Genomic DNA, 22,489 nt, shown 5'->3' with positions numbered 1-22,489 from the left:
GTCTTGCCATGGTCAACGTGACCAATCGTACCAATGTTGCAGTGCGGCTTGTTACGCTCAAACTTTGCCTTGGCCATCGCTCTATTCCTGTTATCCGACCAGTGTCCGACGGCCCCTTGCGGACCCGCCTGTTGCGTTCACGGTGCGACACCCGGATTCGCGCCGCGCCCTGATGGCGCCGTTCGCTAACCCAAATGCCGCGAGCGGACCATGCCAAGGCATGTCCGCCCTACTAAGCTGGAGCGGGTGAAGGGAATCGAACCCTCGCAACCAGCTTGGAAGGCTGGGGCTCTACCACTGAGCTACACCCGCCGCTTCGCGTCACTTTCCAAAAACTTCCACCAACCTATTGATGCCAATGCATCTTTCAGATGGCGTGGAGATGGTGGAGGGGGCTGGATTCGAACCAGCGTAGGCGTACGCCAACGGATTTACAGTCCGTCCCCTTTAGCCACTCGGGCACCCCTCCGACCGGGCCCCTCGATTACCGAAGGGATATCTGCCCGTCAATGGAAAAACGCGACAAAAGCCCCGTCATCGCCCCCTCCCCTCGAACAAAAATGAGGTTCGGCGGCAATGTTGTTGCTTCTGACGGCCGGCACTATAAAGGCCCCCATGTCCAGACGCAAGCCAGATACCCGAGCCCCGAAACGCGCCCCCTCCAAGGGCGCTTCCGGCCCCCGAAACCGTGCCCCCGAAGGCCGCGAACGCAGCGAAAGCCGCCCGGACAGCCGTCCCGGCAAGGCTGCCGCCGGCGCGAATCGCCCCTTCAAGGGCAAACCCGGCCCCGGTGGCAAAGCTGGCGGTAAACCCGGCGGCAAAACCATCACCGGCCGCTCGAAGCCGGGCGAGTACCGCCCCTGGGAAGAGAATCAGGGCCGCCGCCCCGAAGCGCCGCGCCCCGAGCGCCGCCCGGACCGCCCGGAGTCGCGCGGCCCCCGTCCAGCGCCAGAACAGAATCGCGAAACCGGCCGCCGTGGCCCCGACCGTCATGTGGGCGATACCGGCGAACGCCGCCCCGACCAGCGCAGCTTCGATCGCCGCCATACCCGCGGCGACCTGCCGGTCTGGCTCTACGGCCATCATGCGGTCATCGCAGCGCTGGAGAATGACGCCCGCTATGTGCGCCGCCTGGTGCTGACGCGTGAGACCCAGGACAGCCTGCAGCAGGCCCTGCCCGCCGGCAATCAGCCGGAGATCATCGACCGCGTGCGCCTCGACAGCCTGCTGCCGCCCGGCGCGGTCCACCAGGGCATTGCGGTGCTGGTCGATCCGCTGGAAGACGGTGGCGTTGAATCGCTGAAAGACCCGCTGGACGAAGACGCGCGCGAGATCGTGCTGCTGCTCGATCACGTCACCGATCCGCGCAATGTCGGCGCCATCCTGCGTTCGGCAGCGGCCTTCGGCGCCCGTGCCGTGATCGTCACCGACCGCCATGCACCGGAAGCGACCGGCGCCCTGGCCAAGGCGGCCTCCGGCGGTCTGGAAGTCGTGCCGCTGATCCGCGTCACCAATATGTCGCGCGCGCTCGACCTGCTGGCGGATTACGGCTTCTGGCGCGTCGGCCTGGAAATGGAAACCGACAAGACGCTGGCGGAAGCCGTGACCGACATCCGCCGCGTGGCGCTGGTGCTGGGTGCGGAAGACGAAGGCCTGCGTCGCCTGACCCGCGAGAAATGCGATTTCCTGGCGAAGCTGCCGATGACCGGCGCGGTGGAAAGCCTAAATGTGTCGGCTGCCGCAGCGGTCGCGCTTTACGAATGCGTGCGCGGCTGAAGCCACAGGTCAGCGCACCAACAAAAAAAGGCCGGAGTTTTCTCCGGCCTTTTTCTTTTCAGCGCAATCGTGATTACGACGGCGAACCGTCGCCCATCTGCGACTGCAGGTAATTCTGCACGCCAACCTTCTCGATCAGATCGAGCTGGGTCTCCAGATGATCGATATGCTCTTCGGTATCGCTGAGGATGCCCTTGAGAATGTCGCGGCTGATGTAATCCTGCACGGATTCGCAATGGGCCATGGCGGCGACCAGGTCGATGCGGCCCTTGCGCTCGAGATCGAGATTGGCGCTCAGACCTTCGGGCACCGTCTCGCCGATCTTCAGCTTGCCGAGATCCTGCAGGTTGGGTACGCCCTCCAGCAGCAGCACACGCTCGATGATCTTGTCGGCGTGCTTCATCTCCTCGATCGACTCTTTGTATTCATGATGGCCGAGCCGCTCGAAGCCCCAGCTCTTCCACATGCGTGCATGCAGGAAATACTGGTTGATGGCGGTCAGCTCGTTCTTCAGAACGGTGTTGAGGTGCTGCAGAACTTTCTTGTCGCCCTTCATGGCGGGACTCCTTGTGCCGGGAATAGCGACTCAACAACGCCGCTGGTTGGCACGAGGCTTACGCCCGCCGTTTCAAAGCCTCAAGGAAAATGCGTGAAATTACGAGTTAGTCGCAAAGATTTCCGCGACTTAACTCATTTTCTGTGCGACTTAGTCGCGATAACCGCGCGACTGCGCATCATGCGCAAAACAGCCAGAGTCGAGAACACAACGCCAAGGCTCGCCAGTGCGAAGAGCACCAGTTCCAGCGTGCTGCCCTGGCTCAATCGGCACCTTCCAGGCTGGCAACGGCGGCGCCCGGCATCATGCAGGCGGCGCCATGCTGATGCGTACCTTTATGCGCGTTGATCATGCCACGTACATCCGGCACGCATTTGCCGCATTGCGGACGGTCGGCCAGATGGCGATAGACCGACGCGACCGATTTGCAGCCGCCGGCAATCGCGTTGCGCACATCGCCGTCGGTGAAGCCATGGCAGAGACAGATATACATGACAGCCCCCGCCTTCAGTGCAGACGCTGCGCCGACGCCGGCACCGGCTGCAGCATCGCATCATGCTGCACGGGGCTGCGCGGGCGGGTACGGTAAGGCAGGTCGTGGCCACTGCCAGCGAGGCAATCGGCCAGCGCCTGCAAAGGCGCGAGGAAGGCGGCAACGCCCTCGCCGCGCACCAGCCAGGGAGCCATCGCCTGGGCAGCGCGACCGGCATCGTTCTGCAGGGCGGCAACAATGGACAACACGCAGACCTCATCGGCCGCGAGGCAGGGGCAGCAGGCCTGATGATGCACAATGGTGCGACGGGCATGGCGGGTCAGCACCGCCATCGCCGCGTCGAGCGAGACCAGCGCCGGACGCGACTCAACACGGCGGAACTGACGGTCGAATTCGCGGGCCAGCATGGGCAGATGTTCGGGGCCGGCGATCCAGCGGCGGAAGGCCCAGAGCACCAGGCGCTCGCCCTCGGTCAGCTCCTGGACGCTGGTCGGCCATGGCTGGACGGCCTGCGCCTGCCCGGCGGGGCTTTGCCCCTGGCCATCACTCGTGTCCTGACTGCTTCGGATACCGGTCCTGAGGAACTCGCCCATCGCCACACGCAATCCTGCTGTGCAAATCATTCTCAGATACGGTTTTAGCGATCTTGCGAGTGATTATCAAGTACCCTTTTTGACATTCTTGCAGCCCGACTATGCTTGCCGGGTGCGGATAGCTCACGTAAACAGGCGCCCGGACGGCCCACTGCAGGCCCAGATGCCGGATTAGCTCAGCGGTAGAGCAGCGGTTTTGTAAACCGAAGGTCGGGGGTTCAATCCCCTCATCCGGCACCATTTTCCGTCAATCCAGCACCGGCTGGCCCATCACGAACCAGGCGCGGGCAATGGTCTCCCCGGCCAGTTCATAGATCGCGATCACATCCACACGGCCCGGCCCTTCAGGGAAGGTCCGCGTCACGACCTCGCGATCGACCACGGTGCTGCCAACCGACATCCGCGCGATCAGCTTGCCGAACAGGTTCGGTTCCCGGAAGCGCGCCTCATGGCGCGCCCGGATTGCGGCGGCGCCGCTGGCCAGCAGCGTATCGGGATGGGCGAAAATCTGCGCGTCTGCGGCCCAGCAGGCCATGAAGGCGTCGATGTCCTTCGCGTTATAGGCATCGAGCTGCCGGCCGACGATCTCTTCAGGAGTCATGATCCGCTCTGTGTTCGTGTTGCACAGACACTAGCAAGGCCGCGGCGAAACGGAATCGTGGAATTGTGCCGATGCAATCCGGCCGGACCTCCCAAAAAAACCACAATGCATGGCATAAGCTGCGGCATGTCATCCATGCTGATTCGCCTGCTGCCTCTCGTCGCCTTGACGCTGGCTATCCTGCCGGCCCGTGCCTCGACGCCCGAGGCCTGGCAGGCGCTGTTCGTCACGGCCGGACAGCGCTGTACGGCCGCCAGCGGCCTGCTGGAAGCCAAGGCCAGCGCCCAGCCCGCCGATTTCAACGATGAAGTGCTGATGCTGGTGACCGGCATGTGGCCGCAGCCGCATATGAAGCAGAGTTCGGCGCAGCTGCTATGCCGCTACAGCAAGGCCAATGGCCAGGTGCAGCTGATCGAGCTGCCCACCGACTGGCGCCTGCAGCTGCTGCGCAACTGACGCGTCAAGCGTCGAGCAGCAGGTCCTTGGCCCGGTTGATCTGCGCCGCCAGATAGGTCGAGCCGCCCTGGTCGGGATGGAATTTCTTCATCAGGCGGCGATGGGCGGCGCGGATATCGGCCTCCGGCGCGCCCGGCTTCAGCCCCAGCACATCCCAGGCCTGCTCACGCGTCATGGTGCTGCCATTTGCGGCCCCGGACATCGGATCTGCCGCCTCGCCCGGATCGCCGCTGGCGGCACGCTCGCGCCAGTCCTCGCCCACCGTGCGGTCGAGATAGGATTCCAGCAAAGCCGCGCCCTGGTTATCCGCAGCGCGGCAGTCGCGCAGCAGCAGGATCAGCTCCTCGAACCGCAGGCTGGACAGCCGCCTGCCGCCATAGCGGCCCTGCAGCACGTCGCCATCCATGCGGCCGGTGCCGTGATCCAGATGCATGCGCAGCCAGGCGGTCTCGACGCTGGATTGCGGACCGCCACTGCTGCCGGCCATGCCGTCCGGCGGGGCTTCGTGTCCTGTACGCGCGCGCTGCCATCCGGATCCGAGGCCGCGGCCGTGGAACAGGCCGCTGAACGGGATCAGGCCGCGCGGCAGGTAGCCCAGCGAGGCTGCTGCACCGGCCCCCAGCATCATCGCCACATCGATGCGGCCGCGGATGAGGAAAAAGATGGCCAGGCCGCCGCAGATCACCGCGCCGCCGATCTTCAATCCCCGCGCCAGCAGTTTCGGATCGGCATTGACGAAGGCCCGTGCGCCCAGCATCAGCAGGACGAGGATCACCACACCGATGGCAAACCATGCGGCCATGGTCAGCGCATCTGCCCGATCAGGGCCCGAACATCCCCGCCGGCGCCACGGCCGTAATCTTCCAGGGCGCGCATGCCGCCGGTGGCATAGACGGCAACGGCAGTAAGCAGCGCCCGCAGGGTCTCGGCGCTGGACTTGTCGAAGGCGCAATAGGCACCACGGGTCAGCTTCGCCATATCCTGGAAACAGGCGCGCGCCAGCGGCTCGTCGCCTTCCTGGAAGGCGAAGATCGGCACGCCCAGCAGGCCCAGCTCGCCGGCGCGCTGGGCGACATCGTCATGGGCCTCTTCCAGGCAGTCGCCGACATAGACCAGGGCATTGACCCGGCGTTCGCGGGTTTCGCCGATGGTGTGCTTGAGCACCCGCTCGATCTGGGTATGGCCGCCGACGCATTCGACCTGCCGCATCAGCCGCAGCATTGCATTGGCCTCGCCGACCCAGGGCGAGGCCTTGCATTCGCCGTGGCCGCGGAAGAACACCAGCTGGATATCCAGGCCGCCGAGGGCAGCCGTGGTGCGGAACATATCGGCCTGAATGCTCTGGGCTTCGTCCCAGGTCGCCCGCCGGCTAGCGGTGGCATCCATGGCAAAGACCAGCCGGCCGCGGCCATCGGCCTGGGGGGCCGGTTTGGGGCTCAGGGCGACCTGGCGCAGGAAGGCTTCGACCTGCTGGGTCGAGGATTTCACCGGGGTCCGGTTTTCCGTGCTCATACAGCAAGGATATAGGTGCTGCCGCCACAAAGCAAAATGGGCGGAAAAGCAAAACGCCGCCGGCAGGGCCGGCGGCGTTGCGGGATTGTCCGGGAGAGGCCGGTCAGCCTTCCTCGGTGAAGGCTTCCTCGCGCTTCTTGCGAATGGTCGGTAGCAGCACGACGATCAGGCCGATGGCCGCCATGCCCAGCATGATGGCGCTGATCGGGCGCTCGACGAAGACCATCGGGTCGCCGCGCGACAGCACCATGGCGCGCCGCAGGTATTCCTCCATCATCGGACCGAGAATGAAGCCGAGCAGCAGCGGCGCCGGTTCGCAATCCAGCTTGGACAGCACATACCCGAGCAGGCCGAACAGGGCCATCAGGTAGACGTCGAAATCGGAGTTGTTCAGCGAGAACACACCGATGGCGCAGAACACCAGAATGGCCGGATAGAGCAGATGGTAGGGCACGGTGAGCATGCGGACCCACAGACCGATCATCGGCAGGTTCAGCACCACCAGGAAGAAGTTGCCGATCCACATCGAAACGATGATGCCCCAGAACAGCGCCGGCTGTTCGGTCATCACCTGCGGGCCGGGCTGGATGCCCTGGATGATCATGGCGCCGATCATCAGCGCCATCACCGGATTGGACGGAATGCCAAGCGTCAGCATCGGGATAAACGAGGTCTGCGCGCCGGCGTTGTTCGCCGATTCCGGCGCGGCCACGCCTTCGATGGCGCCCTTGCCGAAATTCTTCGAATTCTTCGAGACCTTCTTTTCCAGCGAGTAGGCCGCAAACGATGCCAGCATGGCGCCGCCGCCCGGCAGAATGCCGAGCGCCGAGCCGAGCGCCGTGCCACGCAGCACCGGCGGGATGATGGTCTTGATATCCGCCCAGGTCGGCAGCAGGCCGGTGATCTTCTTGGTGAAGACGTCGCGCGATTCTTCGCTCTCCAGATTGCGGATAATCTCGCCCAGGCCGAACATGCCCATGGCGACGATCACGAAGTTGATGCCGTCGGCCAGTTCCGGGACATCGAAGGTGAAGCGCGGCGTGCCCGAGGTCACATCGGTGCCGACCAAGCCGAGCAGCAGGCCGAGCAGGATCATCGCGATCGCCTTGATCAGCGACCCATGCGCCAGCACAACCGACGCCACCAGACCCATCACCATCAGCGAAAAGTATTCGGCTGGACCGAATTTCAGCGCGATCTCGGCCAGCGGCGGCGCGAACACCGCCAGCAGGAAGGTCGCCACCGTGCCGGCGAAGAACGATCCGAGCGCAGCCGTCGAGAGCGCAAGGCCGGCCCTGCCCTGCCGCGCCATCTGATAGCCATCCAGCGCCGTCACCACCGAGGATGACTCACCCGGCAGGTTGATCAGGATAGCTGTGGTGGAACCACCATACTGGGCGCCATAATAGATGCCCGCGAGCATGATCAGCGCCGAAACCGGCGGCAGGCCGAAGGTCACCGGCAGCAGCATGGCGATGGTCGCCGTCGGCCCAAGGCCCGGCAACACGCCGATCAGCGTCCCGACAAACACACCGCCGAGGCAGTACAGCAGATTGAGCGGCGTCATCGAAACTTCGATGCCGATCATCAGGTTGGAAAGCAGTTCCATGACTTAACTCCTCAACCGCCAAGCCACGGCCCGCGGACCGGCATCGGCAGCCCCAGGGCATAGACGAAAACAATGACGCAGAACACGGCCATGCCGATCGCCAGCACCAGGGTCGGCATCCATTTGAAACGCTGGCTGGCGAAAGCACTGACGGCGACCAGGATCGCGGTGGCAACGGGAACGCCGGCATTGCGGACCAACACCGCGAACAGCAGCGTGGAAACAATGACCAGCAGCAGGCCCTTGAAGGTGAAGCCGCGCGGCGGCTCTTCAGAAACCGCGATGCCGCGCACACCGATCACAATGCCAATGATGACCAGAATGGCCGCCAGCACGATCGGGAAGAATGCCGGTCCCATGCGGCGGGCCGTGCCGAAACCGTAATCCCGGGCCAGCCAGATGAAGCCAACGCCAAACAGGATGAATAGTAGGCCGGAATAAAAGTCTTTTGGATTGCGGATAAAGGACATTTTTCCCCCTGCGCCGTATCCCCGGCTGCCCCCCGGCCACCTTGGCCATGGGGCAGACTTTGTACAAGGGGCGCCCGGCCTGCAAAAGGCCGGACGCCCCATCTTTTACGCCAAAGATATACTGCGTTTAGTCAGCGTATTCGCCGGCCGCCTTGATCACCGGCGCCCACTTGGCGATCTCGGCCTTCAGGTACGGACCAAGCGCCGCAGGCGTTGCACGATCCTGCGCCACCGGCTCGGTGCCGAGTTCACGGAAACGCGTCACGACATTGGTGTCCTTCAGCGCGGCCTGGAGAGCCGGCACCAGCTTGTCGATCGCAGCCTTCGGCGTGCCCTTCGGCGCATAGAGGCCATGCCAGATCGAGACGTCGAAGTCCTTGATGCCCGACTCATCCATGGTCGGCAGGTTGGGCAGCGACGGCACGCGGGTCTTGGTGGTGACCGCATAGGCCTTGATCTTCTCGCCCTTGATCTGGCCGGTGGTGTTGGTCGTCTGGTCGCACATCAGGTCGATCTGGCCGCCCAGCAGGTCGTTCATGGCCGGGCCGGTGCCCTTGTAGGCAACGGTGGTCATCTGGGTCTTGATGGCGCTCATGAACATCAGGCCGCAGAGATGCGAGGCCGCGCCGATACCGGCATTGCCGTAGGACACCTTGTCCTTGTTCTGCTGCACGTAGGCGATGAGTTCCTTCATATCCTTCGGCGGCAGGTCCTTCTTCGCCACCAGGGTCATCGGCACGTCGGTGATCAGGCCGATCGGCTCGAAGTCGGTGATGGTGTCGTAGGGCAGCTTGCGATACAGCGAGGCGCTGGTCGCGTGGCCGATATGATGCAGCAGCAGGGTGTAGCCATCGGGTGCTGCGCGGGCAACACGACCGGCGCCCAGCGTGCCGCCGGCGCCGCCAACGTTCTCGATGATGACCTGCTGCTTCAGCGTCGTGCCCATCGACTGGGCCACAAGACGGGCGACCGTATCAGTCGGGCCACCGGCAGCGAACGGCACCACGATGGTGATCGGCTTGGACGGATAGTCCTGCGCCTGAGCAGCGGTGCCCAGAAGCAGCAGGCTGCCAGCGAGCAGCGAAAGAGTCTTTTTCATATCGTCTCCCTGTTTAACAATTCCACGGAACCTGTACGGGACCGGTCGAATAGCCGTTGTATAAAGCATAACTTGGCCGCGCCCTCCAAGCAAAACCCATGGAGGAATTTCGCTTGTGCAGTGCAGCAATGCCGCCGTTTAAGGCAGATCAGTCTTCGGTGATGAGGTTGAGGCCGAGCAGCAGGGCCCGCACCTCCTGACGCGCCGCCGCCTGCGCCATATTGATGCCGCCGGCGCCACCGGAAAGGCTGGTGCGGTCGAGGTCCATCAGTGTCAGGCCACTGAGGAAAAGTTCGCGGAAAATCACGCGTTCCGACAAGCCCGGCAAAAACCGGAAGCCGATGCGTTTTTCCAGCGCCTCCAGCACATGACCGACATTGCGCTTGTTGCGCGCGTCCAGATGCGAGAGGCGATTGCGGATCACAACCCAGTCAACACTCTGGCGGTCGCGCGCCAGCCGCTGCTTGCGCTGCTCCCAAACCATGACGGCATAACGACTGGGCTTTATCACCTTCAGCGTGTCCGGATCGATTGTGGCGAGCAGATCGATGTCGATGAAGCTGTCATTCACCGGCGTGATCAGCAGATCGGCATGGGAATGACCGATACGGGCCAGGTTGGTATCGCTGCCGGGACAGTCGACCAGGATGAAATCGTGACGAGTGGAAAGACCGGCGACGGCCTCGGCGAAACGCGCCGCTTCCTCGGCCTCGGCTGCCGGACGATGCGGCTGGTCGCTTTCGGTGATCACCACATGCTCGGGCATCGCCAGGCGCAGGTTATGTTTGGCGATAAAAGCCTGCCGGTTTTCCAGATAGCGGGTCAGCGTGCGCTGCTTGCCGTCCAGATCGATGGCGGCGACACGGCCGCCCTCGGTCAGCAGCGCGATCAGGATATGCATCGAGGTGGTCGACTTGCCTGAGCCGCCCTTCTCGTTGCCGACGACAATGATGCGTGCCCGCTGTTGAGCGGTCATGGTGAACTCCGGATACAGATCCTGTTGAAACTATAGCAGCCCGAGCGCGCGCAACTCGGCCAGCAGCTCGGGCGGCATTTCGGCAGCGCCCTTGCCAGCCTTGGAGACATCCGGCGGTGTGTCTTCGTCTTCCAGATAGCGCCAGCCCTGGTGCGGGCGGCGCGGCTGCGGCAGCACCGGGATCAGCTCGGTCTTCATCACGATGCCGCAATGAGGCCCCTTGTTTTCCAGCACCGCCTCTTCCAGCCGCACGATGGGGCAGCGCACGGCGATATAGCCCTTGACGATCCAGTAGAGCGAGCCGCCGGCCAGCACCTCTTCGGCGCGCTTGGGCATATGCCGCGTGTAATGGGTGAAGGTCTTGCCGGCCTTCCTGCGCATTTTCATGCGCTCCTGGAAGTGCTCCATGCTGTCGATGCCGACGGCGATCTTCAGCAGATGAACCGGAACGATGGACGTCTTCGGGGCAGGCTTCTTCACAGGCATTTGGATTTCAGCGCCCTTGCCACGCTGGAGACCGGCGGCCGGCCGAGGCGGTCGGAAATCCACCAGGCCGTCTGCACCAGTTTCTTCAGGTCGACGCCGGTCTCGATCCCCATGCCGTCCAGCATATAGACCACATCCTCGGTAGCGACATTGCCGGTGGCGCCCGGCGCATAGGGGCAGCCGCCCAGGCCGGCGACGGAAGCATCATGCCGTGCGATGCCGCATTCGAGCGCGGCGAGCGTATTGGCCAGGGCCTGGCCATAGGTATCGTGAAAATGCGCGCCGATGGTTTCGAGCGGCACCAGCTTCGCGCAGGCCTCGATCATCGCCTTGACCTTGCCCGGTGTGCCAACACCGATGGTATCGCCCAGGGCAATATCGTCGCAGCCGAGATCGTAGAGCTGCTTGGTCACTTTCGCCGTCTGCTCGGGCGCGATGGCGCCTTCAAAGGGGCAGCCGACCACGACCGAAACAAAGCCGCGCAGCTTCACGCCATCGCGCCGGGCCGCTTCCGCCACCGGGCGCAGGCGTTCGATGCTTTCGTCGATGGTGCAGTTGATATTCTTCTTGGAGAAACTCTCGCTGGCGGCAACGAAAATGCCCACGGCTTCGGCGCCGGCGGCGCGCGCACCTTCGTAGCCCTTCATATTCGGCGTCAGAACCTGATAGGTCACGCCGGGCCGGCGCTTCAGCTGTGCCATCACCGCTTCATGGTCGCCCATCTGCGGCACCCATTTCGGCGAGACGAAGCTGGTGGCTTCCACGTGTTTCAGGCCACAATCGACCAGACGGTCGATCAGCTCCACTTTCACCTCGGTGGAGACAATGCCGGGTTCGTTCTGCAGGCCGTCGCGCGGCCCCGCTTCCCACAGGGTGATCCTGGACGGCATGCCCATGATCAGGCCTCGGTTTCCAGATTGAGCAACACGGCGCCCTCGCTGACCTGGTCGCCAGCGCGGAAGCTCACCTTGGCGACTGTGCCGCGCGCCGGCGCGCTGATGGTGTGTTCCATCTTCATGGCCTCCAGGATCATCAGCGGCTGGCCCTTCTCGACCTTCGCGCCCTCTTCCACCAGCACCGTCACCACCTTGCCCGGCATCGGTGCGGTGAGATGGCCGCTGCCGCCCTCGTCCAGATCGCTGACCGCCCGCGGATCGACCACCGTCAGACGATGGGTCTCGCCCGGCAGCATCACCGCCAGCTCGTCGCCCTGGGCATCCTTGCGGCGCACGATGCCCGCACGCAGACGGCGACCATCGACCACGGCATCCAGACCGCCATCGCCATCCAGGTTGCCCTGCACGGTCACATGGCCGCCCGGACCGTTCACCCGCAGGGCGCCGCCATCGAGATATTCAATCCGGCAACTGACATCGGTATCGCGTTCGCGGATCACCAGTTCATCCCAGCCCTGGTCGTTCAGGCGCCAGCCGCTGACCTGCGCCCAGGGCGACCAGCGGTCGCCGCTCGACAAAGCCTGCCGCTCGACGGACGCACGCTGCTCCAGGGTGACAGCCAGTGCGGCCAGCGCCAGCACCGTGATCGAGGCCGGCTCTGGCGTCGGGATCAGGTCGGCGCGGAATCGCTCGATGAAGCCGGTGTCCAGGTCGCCGGCAATGAAAGCCTCATGACCAGCCAGCGCGATCAGAAAGGCGGTGTTGGTCTGCACGCCGGCGATCTGGTATTCGGCCAGCGCCTGCTTCATGCGGCGCAAGGCCGACTTGCGGTCCGTGTCCCAGACGATCAGCTTGGCGATCATCGGATCGTAATAGGGCGTGACCGCATCGCCCTCGCGCACGCCGGTATCGACACGCACATGGGCATTCTCGGCTGGCGCCCGCAGGCGATGCAGCGTGCCGACCGAGGGCAGGAAATTCTTCTGCGGGTCTTCCGCGTAGATACGCGCTTCCACGGCGTGGCCGTTGATCGAGAGCTGGTCCTGCGCCAACGGCAGGGTGCCGCCGGCCGCGACATCGAGCTGCCAGGCCACCAGATCCTGCCCGGTGATCATCTCGGTCACCGGATGCTCCACCTGAAGCCGCGTGTTCATTTCCATGAAATAGAAGCGGTCAGGCCGAAGTCCATCGGAGACATCGGCGATGAACTCCACCGTGCCGGCGCCGACATAGCCGATGGCCTTGGCGGCAGCCACCGCAGCATCGCCCATCGCCTTGCGCATGGCCGGCGGCATGTCGGGCGCCGGCGCTTCCTCCAGCACCTTCTGGTGGCGACGCTGCACCGAACAGTCGCGCTCGAACAGATGCACGGCATTGCCATGGCTGTCGGCAAAGACCTGGATTTCGATATGGCGCGGCTTCACCAGATACTTTTCCAGCAGCACCTTGTCGTCGCCGAAGGCATTGGCGCCCTCGCGCTGCGCACCGGCCAGAGCAGTCGCGAACTCCTTGGCGGAATCGACACGACGCATGCCCTTGCCGCCGCCGCCGGCTACGGCCTTGATCAGCACCGGATAGCCGATGCGATCCGCTTCTTTCGCCAGAAGATCGGGGGACTGGTCGTCGCCGTGATAACCCGGCACCACCGGAACCTTGGCCTTTTCCATCAGCGCTTTTGCCGCGCCCTTCAGGCCCATGGCCTCGATGGCGGAAGCCGGCGGCCCGATGAAGACGATATCGGCGGCCTTGCAGGCCTTGGCGAATGCGGCATTTTCCGAGAGGAAGCCATAGCCCGGATGGATCGCCTGCGCGCCGGTCAGTTTGGCGGCGGCAATGATCCGCTCGGGCAGCAGGTAGCTTTCGCGTACTGCCGCGCCGCCGATATGCACGGCCTCATCAGCCATGGCGACATGGCGCGCCTGCGCATCGGCGTCGGAATAGACAGCCACCGTGGCAATGCCGAGCTTTTTTGCCGTGCGGATGACACGGCAGGCGATTTCACCGCGATTGGCGATCAGGATCTTGCGGAACACGGTCTGACGCTCCCCTTACTTCGCCCAGTTCGGCTTGCGCTTGTCGAAGAAGGCGGTCAGGCCCTCCTGCCCTTCCGGACTGGCGCGGCGGTCAGCGATATTCTGCGCCGTGAACTGCATCAGCTCGTCATCGACACGTACATGAGCAACACGACCGATCAGCAGCTTGCTGTCACGGATCGCGCCCGGTGCGCCCTGCAGCAGGGCCGCAATATAGTCTTCGCCACGCGCAGCCAGCGCTGCCTCGTCAGCAACAACCTCATGCACCAGGCCGATGCGGCAGGCATCCTCGGCGCTGAACCGTTCGGCGGTCAGGAAATAGCGGCGCGCCTGGCGCGGGCCGATGGCGGCCACCACATAGGGCGAGATCGTCGCCGGCGTGAGGCCGAGCCGCACTTCGGTCAGCGCGAATTTCGCATCCGCCGTCGAGACCACCATATCGGCAGCCGAGGCAAGGCCTGTGCCGCCGGCCATGCAGTTTCCGTGTACGAGGGCGAGCGTTGCCTGCGGCAGGTCGTTCAGCTTTTTCAGCATGCGCGCCATGTTCATGGTGCTGGCGCGGTTCTGTTCCGGCGTCGCCTGGCCGGACTTGCGCATCCAGTCGAGGTCGCCACCGGCCGAGAAACTCTTGCCCGCGCCTTTCAGCACCACCACGCGCACATCGGTATGGCCGGCGACCTGGTCCCAGATCGCGGTCAGGCGCTGCACCACATCGTCATTGAAGGCGTTGTGGATCTGCGGCCGGTTCAGGGTCACCGTGGCGACGCCGCGGCTGTCGATATCAAGCAGGACGAGTTCGTCAGACATGGTGCATCTCACATCCGGAACACGCCGAACTTCGTCGGCTCGGGCGGCGCGTTATGGGCCGTGCTGAGGCCGAGCGCCAGAACCGTGCGGGTATCGGCCGGATCGATGATGCCATCGTCCCACAGGCGGGCCGAGGCGTAATACGGATGACCCTGGCGGTCATACTGGGCGCGGATCGGGTTCTTGAAGGCCTCTTCCTCGTCCTTCGACCAGGTGCCGCCGCCGGCCTCGATGCCGTCGCGCTTCACGGTGGCCAGCACGCTGGCCGCCTGCTCGCCGCCCATCACCGAGATGCGGGCGTTCGGCCACATGAACAGCAGCCGCGGACTGTAGGCGCGGCCGCACATGCCGTAATTGCCAGCGCCGTAGGAGCCGCCGATGATGACAGTGAATTTCGGCACGCTGGCGCAGGACACGGCCGTGACCAGCTTGGCGCCATCCTTGGCGATGCCGCCGGATTCGTATTTCTTGCCAACCATGAAGCCGGTGATGTTCTGCAGAAACACCAGCGGGATATTGCGCTGGCAGCACAGCTCGATGAAATGCGCGCCTTTCAGCGAGCTTTCCGAGAACAGGATGCCGTTGTTGGCGATGATGCCGACCGGATAGCCATGGATGCGGGCGAAACCGCAGACCAGCGTGGCGCCGTACAGCTTCTTGAACTCGTCGAATTCGGAATCGTCCACGATCCGCGCGATAATCTCGCGCACATCGAAGGGAATGCGGCCGTCTTTCGGAATCACGCCGTATAGCTCGGAGACGTCATAGCGCGGCGGCAAAGGCGCACGCACATCGCCGGACACCTGCTTCACGCTGTTGAGATTGCCGACAATGCGACGCGCCAGCCCCAGCGCATGATTGTCGTTCATGGCGTAATGGTCGCTGACGCCCGAGGTGCGCGCATGGACATCGGCGCCGCCGAGATCTTCGGCCGACACCACCTCGCCGGTCGCCGCCTTCACCAGCGGCGGGCCGGCCAGGAAGATGGTGCCCTGATTCTTCACGATGATCGATTCATCCGACATGGCCGGCATATAGGCGCCGCCCGCAGTGCAGGAGCCCATGACCACGGCGATCTGCGGAATGCCGGCCGCCGACATATTGGCCTGATTGTAGAAGATGCGGCCGAAATGCTCCTTGTCGGGAAACACCTCGTCCCAGGTCGGCAGGTTGGCACCACCGGAATCAACCATGTAGATGCAGGGCAGACGATTCTGCATGGCGATTTCCTGCGCCCGCAGATGCTTCTTCACCGTCATCGGGAAGTATGTGCCGCCCTTCACAGTGGCATCGTTGCAGATGACGACGCATTCGCGCCCGGCCACCCGGCCGATGCCGGTGATCACGCCGGCCGCATGGATATCGCCGCCATACATGTCATAGGCGGCGAACTGACTGAGTTCGAGGAAGGGCGTGCCGGGATCGAGCAGCGTGCGCACGCGGTCGCGCGGCAGCAGCTTTCCGCGCGACAGATGCTTCTCGCGGGCCTTGTCGCCGCCGCCCTGCTTGATCAGGCGGACCTTGGCTTTCAGATCGTCGACCAGCGCCTGCATCTGCGCCGCGTTGTCGCGGAAGGCCGCCGAACGGGTATCGAGTTGGCTGGTAAGAGCGCTCATGGCAGGGCTTCTGCTTCTCGTTCTCGGGCTGTGGTTGTTCCGACCATGCCAGCGCCCCCGATAGCCTGCAAGGGGTGCGGCGGGAAAAGGATGCAGCCCGTGCGGCAAGCTGCTAATTTCGCCTTATCTATCGGCAACATCGATAAAAACTATGGAGGAACCATGGCCGGCAAAGGCTTCGATCTCAGCGGCAAGGTGGCACTGGTCACCGGTGGCAACGGCGGCATCGGCCTGGGCATGGCCGAGGGTCTGGCGCAGGCCGGCTGCGACCTGGTGATCTGGGGCGGCAACCCGTCCAAGAATGCCGCGGCCGAAACCAAACTGAAGACCCATGGCCATCGCGTGCTGGTGCAGAAGGTGGATGTGTCGGATGAGGCGCAGGTCGAGGCCGCCTTCGCCGAAGCCCTGAAGCAGATGGGTCGCGTGGACGGCTGTTTCGCCAATGCCGGTGTCAGCCAGGCGCGCGCCGCCTTCCATGAACTGGCGACGGCGGAATGGCGCCGGGTTCTGTCGGTCAATCTCGATGGCGCCTTCTTCACCCTGCGCGCCGCCGCAAAACATATGGTCGAGCGCAGCAAGGCCGGCGACAAGGCCGGTGGTCGCCTGGTCGGCATGGCCAGCACGGCTGGCGTGCATGGCGCGGCGCGGAACCAATCCTATGCCGCCAGCAAGGGCGCCATGCTGTCGATGATCCGTGCTCTGGCTGTCGAGATGGCGCGCTACGGCATCACCGCCAATTCCATCCTGCCCGGCTGGATCGAGACCGAGATGACGGCGGCCGGCGTCGCCGATCCGAAATTCAGCGGCAACGTGCTGCCGCGCATCCCGGTGCGGCGCTGGGGCCAGGGGTCGGATTTCAGCGGCATCGCCACCTACCTGATGAGCGATACCAGCAGCTATCACACCGGCGACAGCTTCGTGATCGACGGCGCCTACACCATCTTCTGACGGGCGGCTTCCCGGGCCGCCTTCATGCCCAGCCACTGCATGCGGACCACGCCGGCGAGGATCAGTATTCCGCCGGCGATCTGCTGCAGGGTGATGGCGCTGCCGAAAAACAGCGCCGAGACCAGCACGGCAAAGACCGGCGCCAGACTGGTATAGAGCGTCGCCACCGGTACGCCGACATGGCTGACGCCGTAATTCCAGAACAGGATCGCCAGGCCGGCGCCGCCAATGCCGACCCAGGCCAGCATGCCGAGTGCGGCAGCAGAGGGCACCTCCGACGGCAACCGCGCCGGCGTGATCATCGCCAATACCACGAACAGGCCGCAGATCAGCAGGCCGCCGGCCAGCGAGGTCAGGCAGGTGATGCGCATGTTGCTCCAGCCCAGCGGCGCGAGCCAGGCCTGCACCTTCAGGGAATACAGGCTCCAGCTCGCCATGGCGCCCACCAGCATGATTTCGCCCAGCAGGCTGAACTCGCCGGGGCCGCCGGCCTTTGGGCGCACGGCATCCAGCGCCACCAGCGCCGCGCCGATCACGGCACAGATCGCCGCCGGCCAGAACCCGCGCGCCAGCGGAGCGCGCAGCATCAGCTTGGTCATCAGCGCTGCCACCAGCGGGCCGCAGCTCATGGCAATGGCCGCCCGCACCGGCTCGGACAGCATGATGCCCACCGTGTAGAAGATGGAGAAACAGGCCATGATGACGCCCAGCTTCGCCACCACCGGCCAGGGCACCGGCGCACGGAAGGGCGAGGCCCGATCGAATACCAGCACCATGCCGATCAGCAACGGCGCCGGAATCAGGTAGCGGATCGCCGACATGAAAAACGGATCGATATGCCGGGTCGCCAGCACATGCGTCATCGGGATCATGGCGCCCCAGAGCAGCGCCGTAACGATGAGGCCGGTGACGGCCAGCGCGCCGCCGGCAGGTTTGACGCTCATTTGCGCTTGCTGAGCCAGCGGTCGATATGATCGATGCGGTCGGCGCCCCAGAACATCTCGTCATCGACAATGAAGGTGGGCGTGCCGAAGGCCTTGGCCTCGCTGGCCTCGGCGGTGGCATCCAGCACCGCCTGCCGGGCTGCGGCATCTTCGGCCGCCGCGGCGATCTCGGATTCCGGAACGCCCGCCACATGCACCACGGTCTTGAGATGCTCCGGCCGCGCGATGTCCTTGCCCTCGCCCCAGTATTGCCGGAACGCCGCCTTGGCCACCGCCACCGCCTTGGCCGGATTGCGCTCCTTCAGCCGGTAGAACAGCAGGCGCGGCAGCTTGACGTCGGTGGGAAACGGATCGGGCGTGGAGACGATGGGCAGGCCGGCGAGTTTGGCCGAGCGCGTCCAGTCGTGCATCATATGCTCCATCTTCACCTGCGGGATCGGCGCGCGATCCGGGATCGCCTTCCACAGATGGCCGATCGAGACCGCGCGCCAGTCGACGCTGCGGTTGTGCTTCTTCGCCACCGCCTCGATCTGGTTGGCGCCGATATAGGCGTAGGGCGAGGTGAAGTCCCAGTAGAAGATGATCGGGTTGGCCATGGCAGCGTTCCTCTCGGTTTTTATGTTTTATGTTACCAGCCGCCGCGCTGCAGCCAGCGGTCGACCTGGTCCAGGCGGTCGGCGCCCCAGAAGGGTTCGCCGTCGACAATGGTGAAGGGCGAACCGAAGACGCCGCGATGCTGGATCGCATCCTCGGTCACGGCGCGCAGCTTGTCCTTGATCGGCTGGCTTTCGATGCCGGCCATGAAGGCCTTGCGGTCGACGCCAAGACCGGCAGCGATATCGCCCACCGCCTCCGGCGCGGAAATGTCGATGCCATCGACGAAATAGGCCTTGTAGGCCGCCTTGATGAAAGCGACCGCCTTGTCGGGCTGTTCCTGCTGCAGCCAGTAGACGCCGCGCCCGGCGGCCTGGGTCGCCACCGGGAATTTCGGCGGCATGTTAAACTGGATGCCATGCTCGCGCGCGCTGCGCTTGAAGTCATGGGTCGAGTATTTGCCCTTCATCGGATACTGCGTCAGCGGCTGCGTGCCTTCGGACTTGAACACAGCGCCGAGCAGCATCGGATGCCAGTTGACGCTGCGGCCATGCTTCGCCGCGATCTCATCGATACGCTGGGCGCCGATATAGCCGTAGGGCGAGCCGAAATCGAAATAGAAATCCAGTGCAGCCGCCATGCTGCATCCTCCGTCTTTTTTTGTTTAGTCGAAACCAAAAGCACGGCGGAAGCCGCGCAGGATCGGATGCTCCTCGGGTTCCAGCTCGATGCCGATCGAGGTGATGCGGTCGTTGCGGATCTCGCGCACCACCAGCTCCACCGGGCCGAGACGGATACGGTCGCCGACCACGGGACGATGGCGCAGACGACGGCGGACAAAGGCGCCGGCCGGCTCCTTGCGGTCCTTCTCGTCGACGGCAATGCCATAGATCACCGACAACTCGCCCATCAGCGTATCGCCGGCCAGCACGAATTCGCCGAACACCTCTTCGCCGCGTTCGCGCTTGCGCTTGGCCTTGTCCTGCTTGCGCGCGGTGAACAGCCGGTCGAGCGCGAAGAACTGCTCCGGCGGCGCCAGCATCAGCAGGTAGTCGCCGGGCTCGATATTCTCCAGCTTGGTACGGTCCATCACCGTGCCGTCACGGATCACCGAGATGATGCGGCAGCGTCGCGGCAGCGGCAGCTCGGGGAAGCGATAGCCAAGCGCCGGCGCATCGGCCTCGATGCGGTAGCTGGCGATATCGCGATCCAGGGTCGAGCCCAGGTCGATATCGGCGGTGCGGGCCGCGGCTTCGGGCTTCGGCGGCAGCTCAAGGCCGAACAGCCGGGCGACCGGCGCAATCGTCCAGCCCTGCAGGGTCAGGGAGGCGAGCACGCAGACAAAGGCGGCGGTGACATAAAGTTCGGAATTGGGCAGCTTGGCCAGCACCGGGATGGTGGCCAGGAAGATCGGCACCGCGCCGCGCAGGCCGACCCAGGAGATGAAGCCGATTTCACGCATGGTGTAGCGGAACGGCAGCAGGCAGAGCATGACCGCCACGGGACGCGCCACCAGCATCAGCACACCGGCGATGATGCCGCCGCCCACGGCATAGGGCGTCATCTCCTCGGGCGTCATCAGCAGCCCGAGCAGCAGGAACATCACGATCTGTCCAAGCCAGCTCAAGCCGTCATAGAATCGCAGGATCACCTGCGCGCCGCGATGGCGCCGGTTGCCCAGCACCAGGCCGGCGACATAGACGGCGACGTAACCCGAGGCCTGCACGTAATGCGCGCCCGAGAAGATCAGCAGCGCGCCAGCCATGGCCACGATGGGATAGAGGCCGCCAGCCACCGCCACGCGGTTGAACAGGCCGACCAGCAAAAAGCCGCCGAGGATGCCGACCACCAGACCGCCCGCCATCTGCACCGTGAACAGGCCGAGCAGATTCAGCGTGTCGGGCACCTTGCCCAGCCGCAGCATCTCGACCATCACCAGCGTCAGGAAGATCGCCATCGGATCGTTGATGCCGGATTCGACTTCCAGGGTGCCGCTGACGCGTTTTTGCAGCGCCAGCCCCTTCATGTTGAGCAGGAAGAACACGGCGGCCGCATCGGTGGAGCCGACGATGGCGCCGACCAGGCAGGCTTCCAGCGGCTTCAGGCCGAAGGCGAAATGCGCCGCCACGCCGACCAGCGCCGCCGTCACCAGCACCCCGATGGTGGCGAGCACGAAGGCCGGGCCGATCACCAGCCGCACCGTGGAGAAATGCGTGCGCAGCCCGCCGTCGAACAGGATGATGCCGAGCGCCGCCGAGCCGACGGCATAGGTGAGCTGGTAGTCGCGGAAGACGATGCCGCCCGGCCCGCTTTCGCCGGCAAACAGGCCAAGCCCGAGGAAGACCAGCAGGAAGGGCACGCCGAAGCGGCTGGAGGCCGAGCCGGCAAAGATGCTGACCAGGACCAACAGAGATGCGATGAAAAGGATCTCGTTGGCCTGGTTCAATACCGCTCCTTACAGGGCCCTTGCGGGCGTTTGAGTCTAGCTTCCGGTGAGAGCGCGGCTGATCACCAGCCGCTGCACATCGCTGGTGCCTTCGTAGATCTGACAGACGCGCACGTCCCGGTAGATGCGCTCGACCGGGAAATCGGCGAGATAGCCGTAGCCGCCGTGAATCTGGATGGCATCCGAGCATACGCGCTCGGCCATTTCAGAAGCAAACAGTTTGGCCATGCTGGCTTCTTTCAGGCAGGGCGCGCCGGCATCCTTCAGCCGCGCCGCATTCAGCACCAGCTGCCGCGCCGCCTCGATGCGGGTCGCCATATCGGCCAGCCGGAAGGCCACGGCCTGATGGTTGATGATCGCGGTCCCGAAGGCCTGGCGCTGGCCGGCATAGTCGCGCGCCGCCTCGAAAGCCGCCCGGGCCATGCCGGTGGCCTGGGCGGCAATGCCGATCCGGCCTGATTCGAGGTTGGCGAGTGCAATGCGGTAGCCCTCGCCCTCGGCGCCCAGCAGGGCGTCAGCCCCCACTTTCAGGTCCTCGAAGACAATCTGGCAGGTATCCGAGCATTTCTGGCCCAGCTTCTGTTCCACACTCGCTACGGTGTAGCCCGGCGTGTCGGTGGGCACGACGAAGCAGGACATACCGCGCTTGCCCTGGTCCGGATCGGTGACGGCAAAGACCAGGGCCACCCTGGCGATCGAGCCCGAGGTGATGAACTGCTTCACGCCATTGATCACCCAGCCGTCACCATCGCGCCGCGCCCGGGTCTTGAGCGCAGAAGCGTCCGAACCGGCCTGCGGCTCGGTCAGGCAGAAGGCGCCGATCCACTCGCCGCGCGCCAGCGGCTTGAGGAAGCGTTCCTTCTGCTCAGGGCTGCCATAGCGCAACAGTGCCGCACAAACCGGCGAATTGTTGACAGACATGATGGTGCTGATCGCGCCATCGGCGGCGGCAATCTCTTCCAGTGCCAGCACATAGGATACGAAATCGGCGCCGGCGCCATCCCACTGCTCGGGAACACCCATGCCCAGCAGGCCAAGCCCGCCCATCTCGAGCAGCAGATCCACCGGCGGTTCGGCGCTGCGGTCGCGCGCAGCGGCCCCGGGCAGCAGCTTGTCGCGGGCGAAATCCTGCGCCATGGCGCGGATCATCTGCTGGTCTTGCGTCAGCATCGGCTTGGTCCTCGGCGTCAGATGCGCTTGCGGGCGGTAACCTCGATCTCAAGCTTCATCTTGGGATCGATCAACTGGCAGACCAGGGCGGTGGCCGCCGGCCGCGCTTTGGCGAAGTATTTGCCGCAGACGGGTGCGATCAGCGGAAAATAGCTGGCGTCGGTCAGGTAGTAATGCACCCGCACCACGTCATCCAGCGTGGCATCGGCCTGTTTCAGGGCGGCGATGATGTTCTGGAAAATCTGTTCGGCCTGCGCGGTCACATCGTCGCTGATGGTCATGGCGCTGTAATCGTAGCCGGTGGTGCCCGAGACATGGACCCAGTCGCCATCCACCACAGCCCGGGAATAGCCCATGGCCTTCTCGAAGGGAGACCCGGTGGAGATCAGGCGGCGGTCGTTCATCAGG

The 22,489-nt window shown here is 64.6% G+C and carries 24 protein-coding genes and 3 tRNA genes; 4 read left to right on the top strand and 23 right to left on the bottom strand.

Annotation, left to right across the window (positions count from 1 at the left end):
- Window positions 1-238 precede the first annotated feature (238 nt).
- Together AC1ROB_RS12855 and AC1ROB_RS12850 are read right to left on the bottom strand one after the other, a co-directional pair.
- Window positions 239-312: transfer RNA gene (locus AC1ROB_RS12855), tRNA-Gly, on the bottom strand.
- Window positions 313-383: 71 nt separating this feature from the next.
- Window positions 384-469 (bottom strand) — tRNA-Tyr (locus AC1ROB_RS12850).
- Between the two features lie 146 nt (window positions 470-615).
- Between AC1ROB_RS12850 and rlmB the strand changes: the two genes are divergently transcribed.
- Window positions 616-1,776: a 23S rRNA (guanosine(2251)-2'-O)-methyltransferase RlmB gene (rlmB, locus tag AC1ROB_RS12845; RefSeq protein WP_492970773.1), complete on the top strand. Its 1,161-nt coding sequence runs from the start codon at window positions 616-618 to the stop codon at window positions 1,774-1,776.
- A 73-nt stretch (window positions 1,777-1,849) separates the two neighbouring features.
- Here the strand turns inward: rlmB and bfr are convergent, their stop codons facing one another.
- The 3 genes from bfr to AC1ROB_RS12830 all read right to left on the bottom strand — a co-directional run bounded on the left by bfr (window position 1,850) and on the right by AC1ROB_RS12830 (window position 3,418).
- Window positions 1,850-2,332, bottom strand: a complete 483-nt coding sequence (bfr, locus tag AC1ROB_RS12840) for a bacterioferritin (protein WP_492970774.1) — start codon at window positions 2,330-2,332, stop codon at window positions 1,850-1,852.
- Between the two features lie 262 nt (window positions 2,333-2,594).
- Window positions 2,595-2,825, bottom strand: coding sequence for a (2Fe-2S)-binding protein (locus AC1ROB_RS12835; RefSeq protein WP_492970775.1), 231 nt, complete (start codon window positions 2,823-2,825; stop codon window positions 2,595-2,597).
- Window positions 2,826-2,839: 14 nt separating this feature from the next.
- Complete coding sequence (locus AC1ROB_RS12830; protein ID WP_492970776.1) at window positions 2,840-3,418, bottom strand: hypothetical protein; 579 nt, start codon at window positions 3,416-3,418, stop codon at window positions 2,840-2,842.
- A 165-nt stretch (window positions 3,419-3,583) separates the two neighbouring features.
- Between AC1ROB_RS12830 and AC1ROB_RS12825 the strand changes: the two genes are divergently transcribed.
- Window positions 3,584-3,658, top strand: a tRNA-Thr gene (locus tag AC1ROB_RS12825).
- A 7-nt stretch (window positions 3,659-3,665) separates the two neighbouring features.
- Here the strand turns inward: AC1ROB_RS12825 and AC1ROB_RS12820 are convergent.
- Entirely contained in the window at window positions 3,666-4,019 is a 354-nt protein-coding gene (locus AC1ROB_RS12820) for a nuclear transport factor 2 family protein (protein ID WP_492970777.1), read from the bottom strand.
- 135 nt (window positions 4,020-4,154) lie between these two features.
- Here AC1ROB_RS12820 and AC1ROB_RS12815 point away from each other — a divergent pair, with 135 nt between their 5' ends.
- Window positions 4,155-4,475: a hypothetical protein gene (locus AC1ROB_RS12815; RefSeq protein WP_492970778.1), complete on the top strand. Its 321-nt coding sequence runs from the start codon at window positions 4,155-4,157 to the stop codon at window positions 4,473-4,475.
- Window positions 4,476-4,479: 4 nt separating this feature from the next.
- Here AC1ROB_RS12815 and AC1ROB_RS12810 read toward each other — a convergent pair whose 3' ends face one another.
- The 11 genes from AC1ROB_RS12810 to AC1ROB_RS12760 all read right to left on the bottom strand — a co-directional run bounded on the left by AC1ROB_RS12810 (window position 4,480) and on the right by AC1ROB_RS12760 (window position 15,979).
- Window positions 4,480-5,277, bottom strand: a complete 798-nt coding sequence (locus tag AC1ROB_RS12810; protein WP_492970779.1) for a DnaJ domain-containing protein — start codon at window positions 5,275-5,277, stop codon at window positions 4,480-4,482.
- 2 nt (window positions 5,278-5,279) lie between these two features.
- Window positions 5,280-5,987 (bottom strand): VWA domain-containing protein, encoded by a 708-nt coding sequence (locus tag AC1ROB_RS12805; RefSeq protein WP_492970780.1) that lies wholly within the window; start codon window positions 5,985-5,987, stop codon window positions 5,280-5,282.
- A 103-nt stretch (window positions 5,988-6,090) separates the two neighbouring features.
- A complete protein-coding gene (locus tag AC1ROB_RS12800) occupies window positions 6,091-7,596 on the bottom strand; it encodes a tripartite tricarboxylate transporter permease (RefSeq protein ID WP_492970781.1) in 1,506 nt (501 codons plus the stop codon).
- 11 nt (window positions 7,597-7,607) lie between these two features.
- Window positions 7,608-8,066: a tripartite tricarboxylate transporter TctB family protein gene (locus AC1ROB_RS12795; protein WP_492970782.1), complete on the bottom strand. Its 459-nt coding sequence runs from the start codon at window positions 8,064-8,066 to the stop codon at window positions 7,608-7,610.
- Between the two features lie 127 nt (window positions 8,067-8,193).
- Window positions 8,194-9,165 (bottom strand): tripartite tricarboxylate transporter substrate binding protein BugD, encoded by a 972-nt coding sequence (locus AC1ROB_RS12790; RefSeq protein ID WP_492970783.1) that lies wholly within the window; start codon window positions 9,163-9,165, stop codon window positions 8,194-8,196.
- A gap of 148 nt (window positions 9,166-9,313) precedes the next feature.
- Window positions 9,314-10,141, bottom strand: a complete 828-nt coding sequence (locus AC1ROB_RS12785; protein ID WP_492970784.1) for a division plane positioning ATPase MipZ — start codon at window positions 10,139-10,141, stop codon at window positions 9,314-9,316.
- A 30-nt stretch (window positions 10,142-10,171) separates the two neighbouring features.
- Window positions 10,172-10,627: a DUF1489 family protein gene (locus AC1ROB_RS12780; RefSeq protein WP_492970785.1), complete on the bottom strand. Its 456-nt coding sequence runs from the start codon at window positions 10,625-10,627 to the stop codon at window positions 10,172-10,174.
- Window positions 10,618-11,523 carry a hydroxymethylglutaryl-CoA lyase gene (locus AC1ROB_RS12775; protein ID WP_492970786.1) on the bottom strand — a complete coding sequence of 302 codons (906 nt, stop codon included), beginning with the start codon at window positions 11,521-11,523 and terminating at the stop codon, window positions 10,618-10,620. Before AC1ROB_RS12775 ends, AC1ROB_RS12780 begins: the two co-directional genes overlap by 10 nt.
- 2 nt (window positions 11,524-11,525) lie before the next feature.
- Entirely contained in the window at window positions 11,526-13,556 is a 2,031-nt protein-coding gene (locus tag AC1ROB_RS12770) for an acetyl/propionyl/methylcrotonyl-CoA carboxylase subunit alpha (protein WP_492970787.1), read from the bottom strand.
- A 15-nt stretch (window positions 13,557-13,571) separates the two neighbouring features.
- Window positions 13,572-14,363, bottom strand: coding sequence for an enoyl-CoA hydratase-related protein (locus tag AC1ROB_RS12765; RefSeq protein ID WP_492970788.1), 792 nt, complete (start codon window positions 14,361-14,363; stop codon window positions 13,572-13,574).
- A gap of 8 nt (window positions 14,364-14,371) precedes the next feature.
- Window positions 14,372-15,979 carry a carboxyl transferase domain-containing protein gene (locus AC1ROB_RS12760; protein WP_492970789.1) on the bottom strand — a complete coding sequence of 536 codons (1,608 nt, stop codon included), beginning with the start codon at window positions 15,977-15,979 and terminating at the stop codon, window positions 14,372-14,374.
- A gap of 162 nt (window positions 15,980-16,141) precedes the next feature.
- Between AC1ROB_RS12760 and AC1ROB_RS12755 the strand changes: the two genes are divergently transcribed.
- Window positions 16,142-16,927, top strand: coding sequence for an SDR family NAD(P)-dependent oxidoreductase (locus tag AC1ROB_RS12755; protein WP_492970790.1), 786 nt, complete (start codon window positions 16,142-16,144; stop codon window positions 16,925-16,927).
- On the opposite strand, the gene AC1ROB_RS12750 is transcribed toward AC1ROB_RS12755, so the two are convergent.
- The 6 genes from AC1ROB_RS12750 to AC1ROB_RS12725 are packed head-to-tail and all read right to left on the bottom strand — an operon-like array spanning window position 16,912 to window position 22,485.
- Window positions 16,912-17,871 (bottom strand): DMT family transporter, encoded by a 960-nt coding sequence (locus AC1ROB_RS12750; protein WP_492970791.1) that lies wholly within the window; start codon window positions 17,869-17,871, stop codon window positions 16,912-16,914. The genes AC1ROB_RS12755 and AC1ROB_RS12750 overlap by 16 nt on opposite strands.
- Window positions 17,868-18,467, bottom strand: coding sequence for a 2-hydroxychromene-2-carboxylate isomerase (locus tag AC1ROB_RS12745; protein ID WP_492970792.1), 600 nt, complete (start codon window positions 18,465-18,467; stop codon window positions 17,868-17,870). Before AC1ROB_RS12745 ends, AC1ROB_RS12750 begins: the two co-directional genes overlap by 4 nt.
- Before the next feature lie 32 nt (window positions 18,468-18,499).
- On the bottom strand, window positions 18,500-19,105 hold the full coding sequence (locus tag AC1ROB_RS12740) for a 2-hydroxychromene-2-carboxylate isomerase (protein ID WP_492970793.1): 606 nt from the start codon (window positions 19,103-19,105) through the stop codon (window positions 18,500-18,502).
- A gap of 24 nt (window positions 19,106-19,129) precedes the next feature.
- On the bottom strand, window positions 19,130-20,911 hold the full coding sequence (locus AC1ROB_RS12735; RefSeq protein ID WP_492970794.1) for a potassium/proton antiporter: 1,782 nt from the start codon (window positions 20,909-20,911) through the stop codon (window positions 19,130-19,132).
- Between the two features lie 36 nt (window positions 20,912-20,947).
- Window positions 20,948-22,081 carry an acyl-CoA dehydrogenase family protein gene (locus AC1ROB_RS12730; protein WP_492970795.1) on the bottom strand — a complete coding sequence of 378 codons (1,134 nt, stop codon included), beginning with the start codon at window positions 22,079-22,081 and terminating at the stop codon, window positions 20,948-20,950.
- 17 nt (window positions 22,082-22,098) lie between these two features.
- Complete coding sequence (locus AC1ROB_RS12725; RefSeq protein ID WP_492970796.1) at window positions 22,099-22,485, bottom strand: RidA family protein; 387 nt, start codon at window positions 22,483-22,485, stop codon at window positions 22,099-22,101.
- Between the last annotated feature and the right edge of the window lie 4 nt (window positions 22,486-22,489).

Source organism: Ferrovibrio sp. GW821-FHT12F09, assembly GCF_058806775.1.
The sequence above is the reverse complement of the archived record's forward strand: the minus strand, read 5'-3'. Positions and strand labels throughout refer to the sequence as shown.

Bases quoted from the DNA above. Each gene is read 5' to 3' on its own strand.
- AC1ROB_RS12755 (WP_492970790.1), top strand. From the start codon at position 16,142: ATGGCCGGCAAAGGCTTCGATCTCAGCGGCAAGGTGGCACTGGTCACC.
- rlmB (WP_492970773.1), top strand. From the start codon at position 616: ATGTCCAGACGCAAGCCAGATACCCGAGCCCCGAAACGCGCCCCCTCC.
- AC1ROB_RS12760 (WP_492970789.1), bottom strand. From the start codon at position 15,979: ATGAGCGCTCTTACCAGCCAACTCGATACCCGTTCGGCGGCCTTCCGC.
- AC1ROB_RS12775 (WP_492970786.1), bottom strand. From the start codon at position 11,523: ATGGGCATGCCGTCCAGGATCACCCTGTGGGAAGCGGGGCCGCGCGAC.
- AC1ROB_RS12745 (WP_492970792.1), bottom strand. From the start codon at position 18,467: ATGGCCAACCCGATCATCTTCTACTGGGACTTCACCTCGCCCTACGCC.
- AC1ROB_RS12780 (WP_492970785.1), bottom strand. From the start codon at position 10,627: ATGCCTGTGAAGAAGCCTGCCCCGAAGACGTCCATCGTTCCGGTTCAT.
- bfr (WP_492970774.1), bottom strand. From the start codon at position 2,332: ATGAAGGGCGACAAGAAAGTTCTGCAGCACCTCAACACCGTTCTGAAG.
- AC1ROB_RS12800 (WP_492970781.1), bottom strand. From the start codon at position 7,596: ATGGAACTGCTTTCCAACCTGATGATCGGCATCGAAGTTTCGATGACG.
- AC1ROB_RS12725 (WP_492970796.1), bottom strand. From the start codon at position 22,485: ATGAACGACCGCCGCCTGATCTCCACCGGGTCTCCCTTCGAGAAGGCC.
- AC1ROB_RS12835 (WP_492970775.1), bottom strand. From the start codon at position 2,825: ATGTATATCTGTCTCTGCCATGGCTTCACCGACGGCGATGTGCGCAAC.
- AC1ROB_RS12785 (WP_492970784.1), bottom strand. From the start codon at position 10,141: ATGACCGCTCAACAGCGGGCACGCATCATTGTCGTCGGCAACGAGAAG.
- AC1ROB_RS12820 (WP_492970777.1), bottom strand. From the start codon at position 4,019: ATGACTCCTGAAGAGATCGTCGGCCGGCAGCTCGATGCCTATAACGCG.
- AC1ROB_RS12795 (WP_492970782.1), bottom strand. From the start codon at position 8,066: ATGTCCTTTATCCGCAATCCAAAAGACTTTTATTCCGGCCTACTATTC.
- AC1ROB_RS12750 (WP_492970791.1), bottom strand. From the start codon at position 17,871: ATGAGCGTCAAACCTGCCGGCGGCGCGCTGGCCGTCACCGGCCTCATC.
- AC1ROB_RS12815 (WP_492970778.1), top strand. From the start codon at position 4,155: ATGCTGATTCGCCTGCTGCCTCTCGTCGCCTTGACGCTGGCTATCCTG.
- AC1ROB_RS12730 (WP_492970795.1), bottom strand. From the start codon at position 22,081: ATGCTGACGCAAGACCAGCAGATGATCCGCGCCATGGCGCAGGATTTC.
- AC1ROB_RS12740 (WP_492970793.1), bottom strand. From the start codon at position 19,105: ATGGCGGCTGCACTGGATTTCTATTTCGATTTCGGCTCGCCCTACGGC.
- AC1ROB_RS12830 (WP_492970776.1), bottom strand. From the start codon at position 3,418: ATGGGCGAGTTCCTCAGGACCGGTATCCGAAGCAGTCAGGACACGAGT.
- AC1ROB_RS12805 (WP_492970780.1), bottom strand. From the start codon at position 5,987: ATGAGCACGGAAAACCGGACCCCGGTGAAATCCTCGACCCAGCAGGTC.
- AC1ROB_RS12810 (WP_492970779.1), bottom strand. From the start codon at position 5,277: ATGGCCGCATGGTTTGCCATCGGTGTGGTGATCCTCGTCCTGCTGATG.
- AC1ROB_RS12790 (WP_492970783.1), bottom strand. From the start codon at position 9,165: ATGAAAAAGACTCTTTCGCTGCTCGCTGGCAGCCTGCTGCTTCTGGGC.
- AC1ROB_RS12765 (WP_492970788.1), bottom strand. From the start codon at position 14,363: ATGTCTGACGAACTCGTCCTGCTTGATATCGACAGCCGCGGCGTCGCC.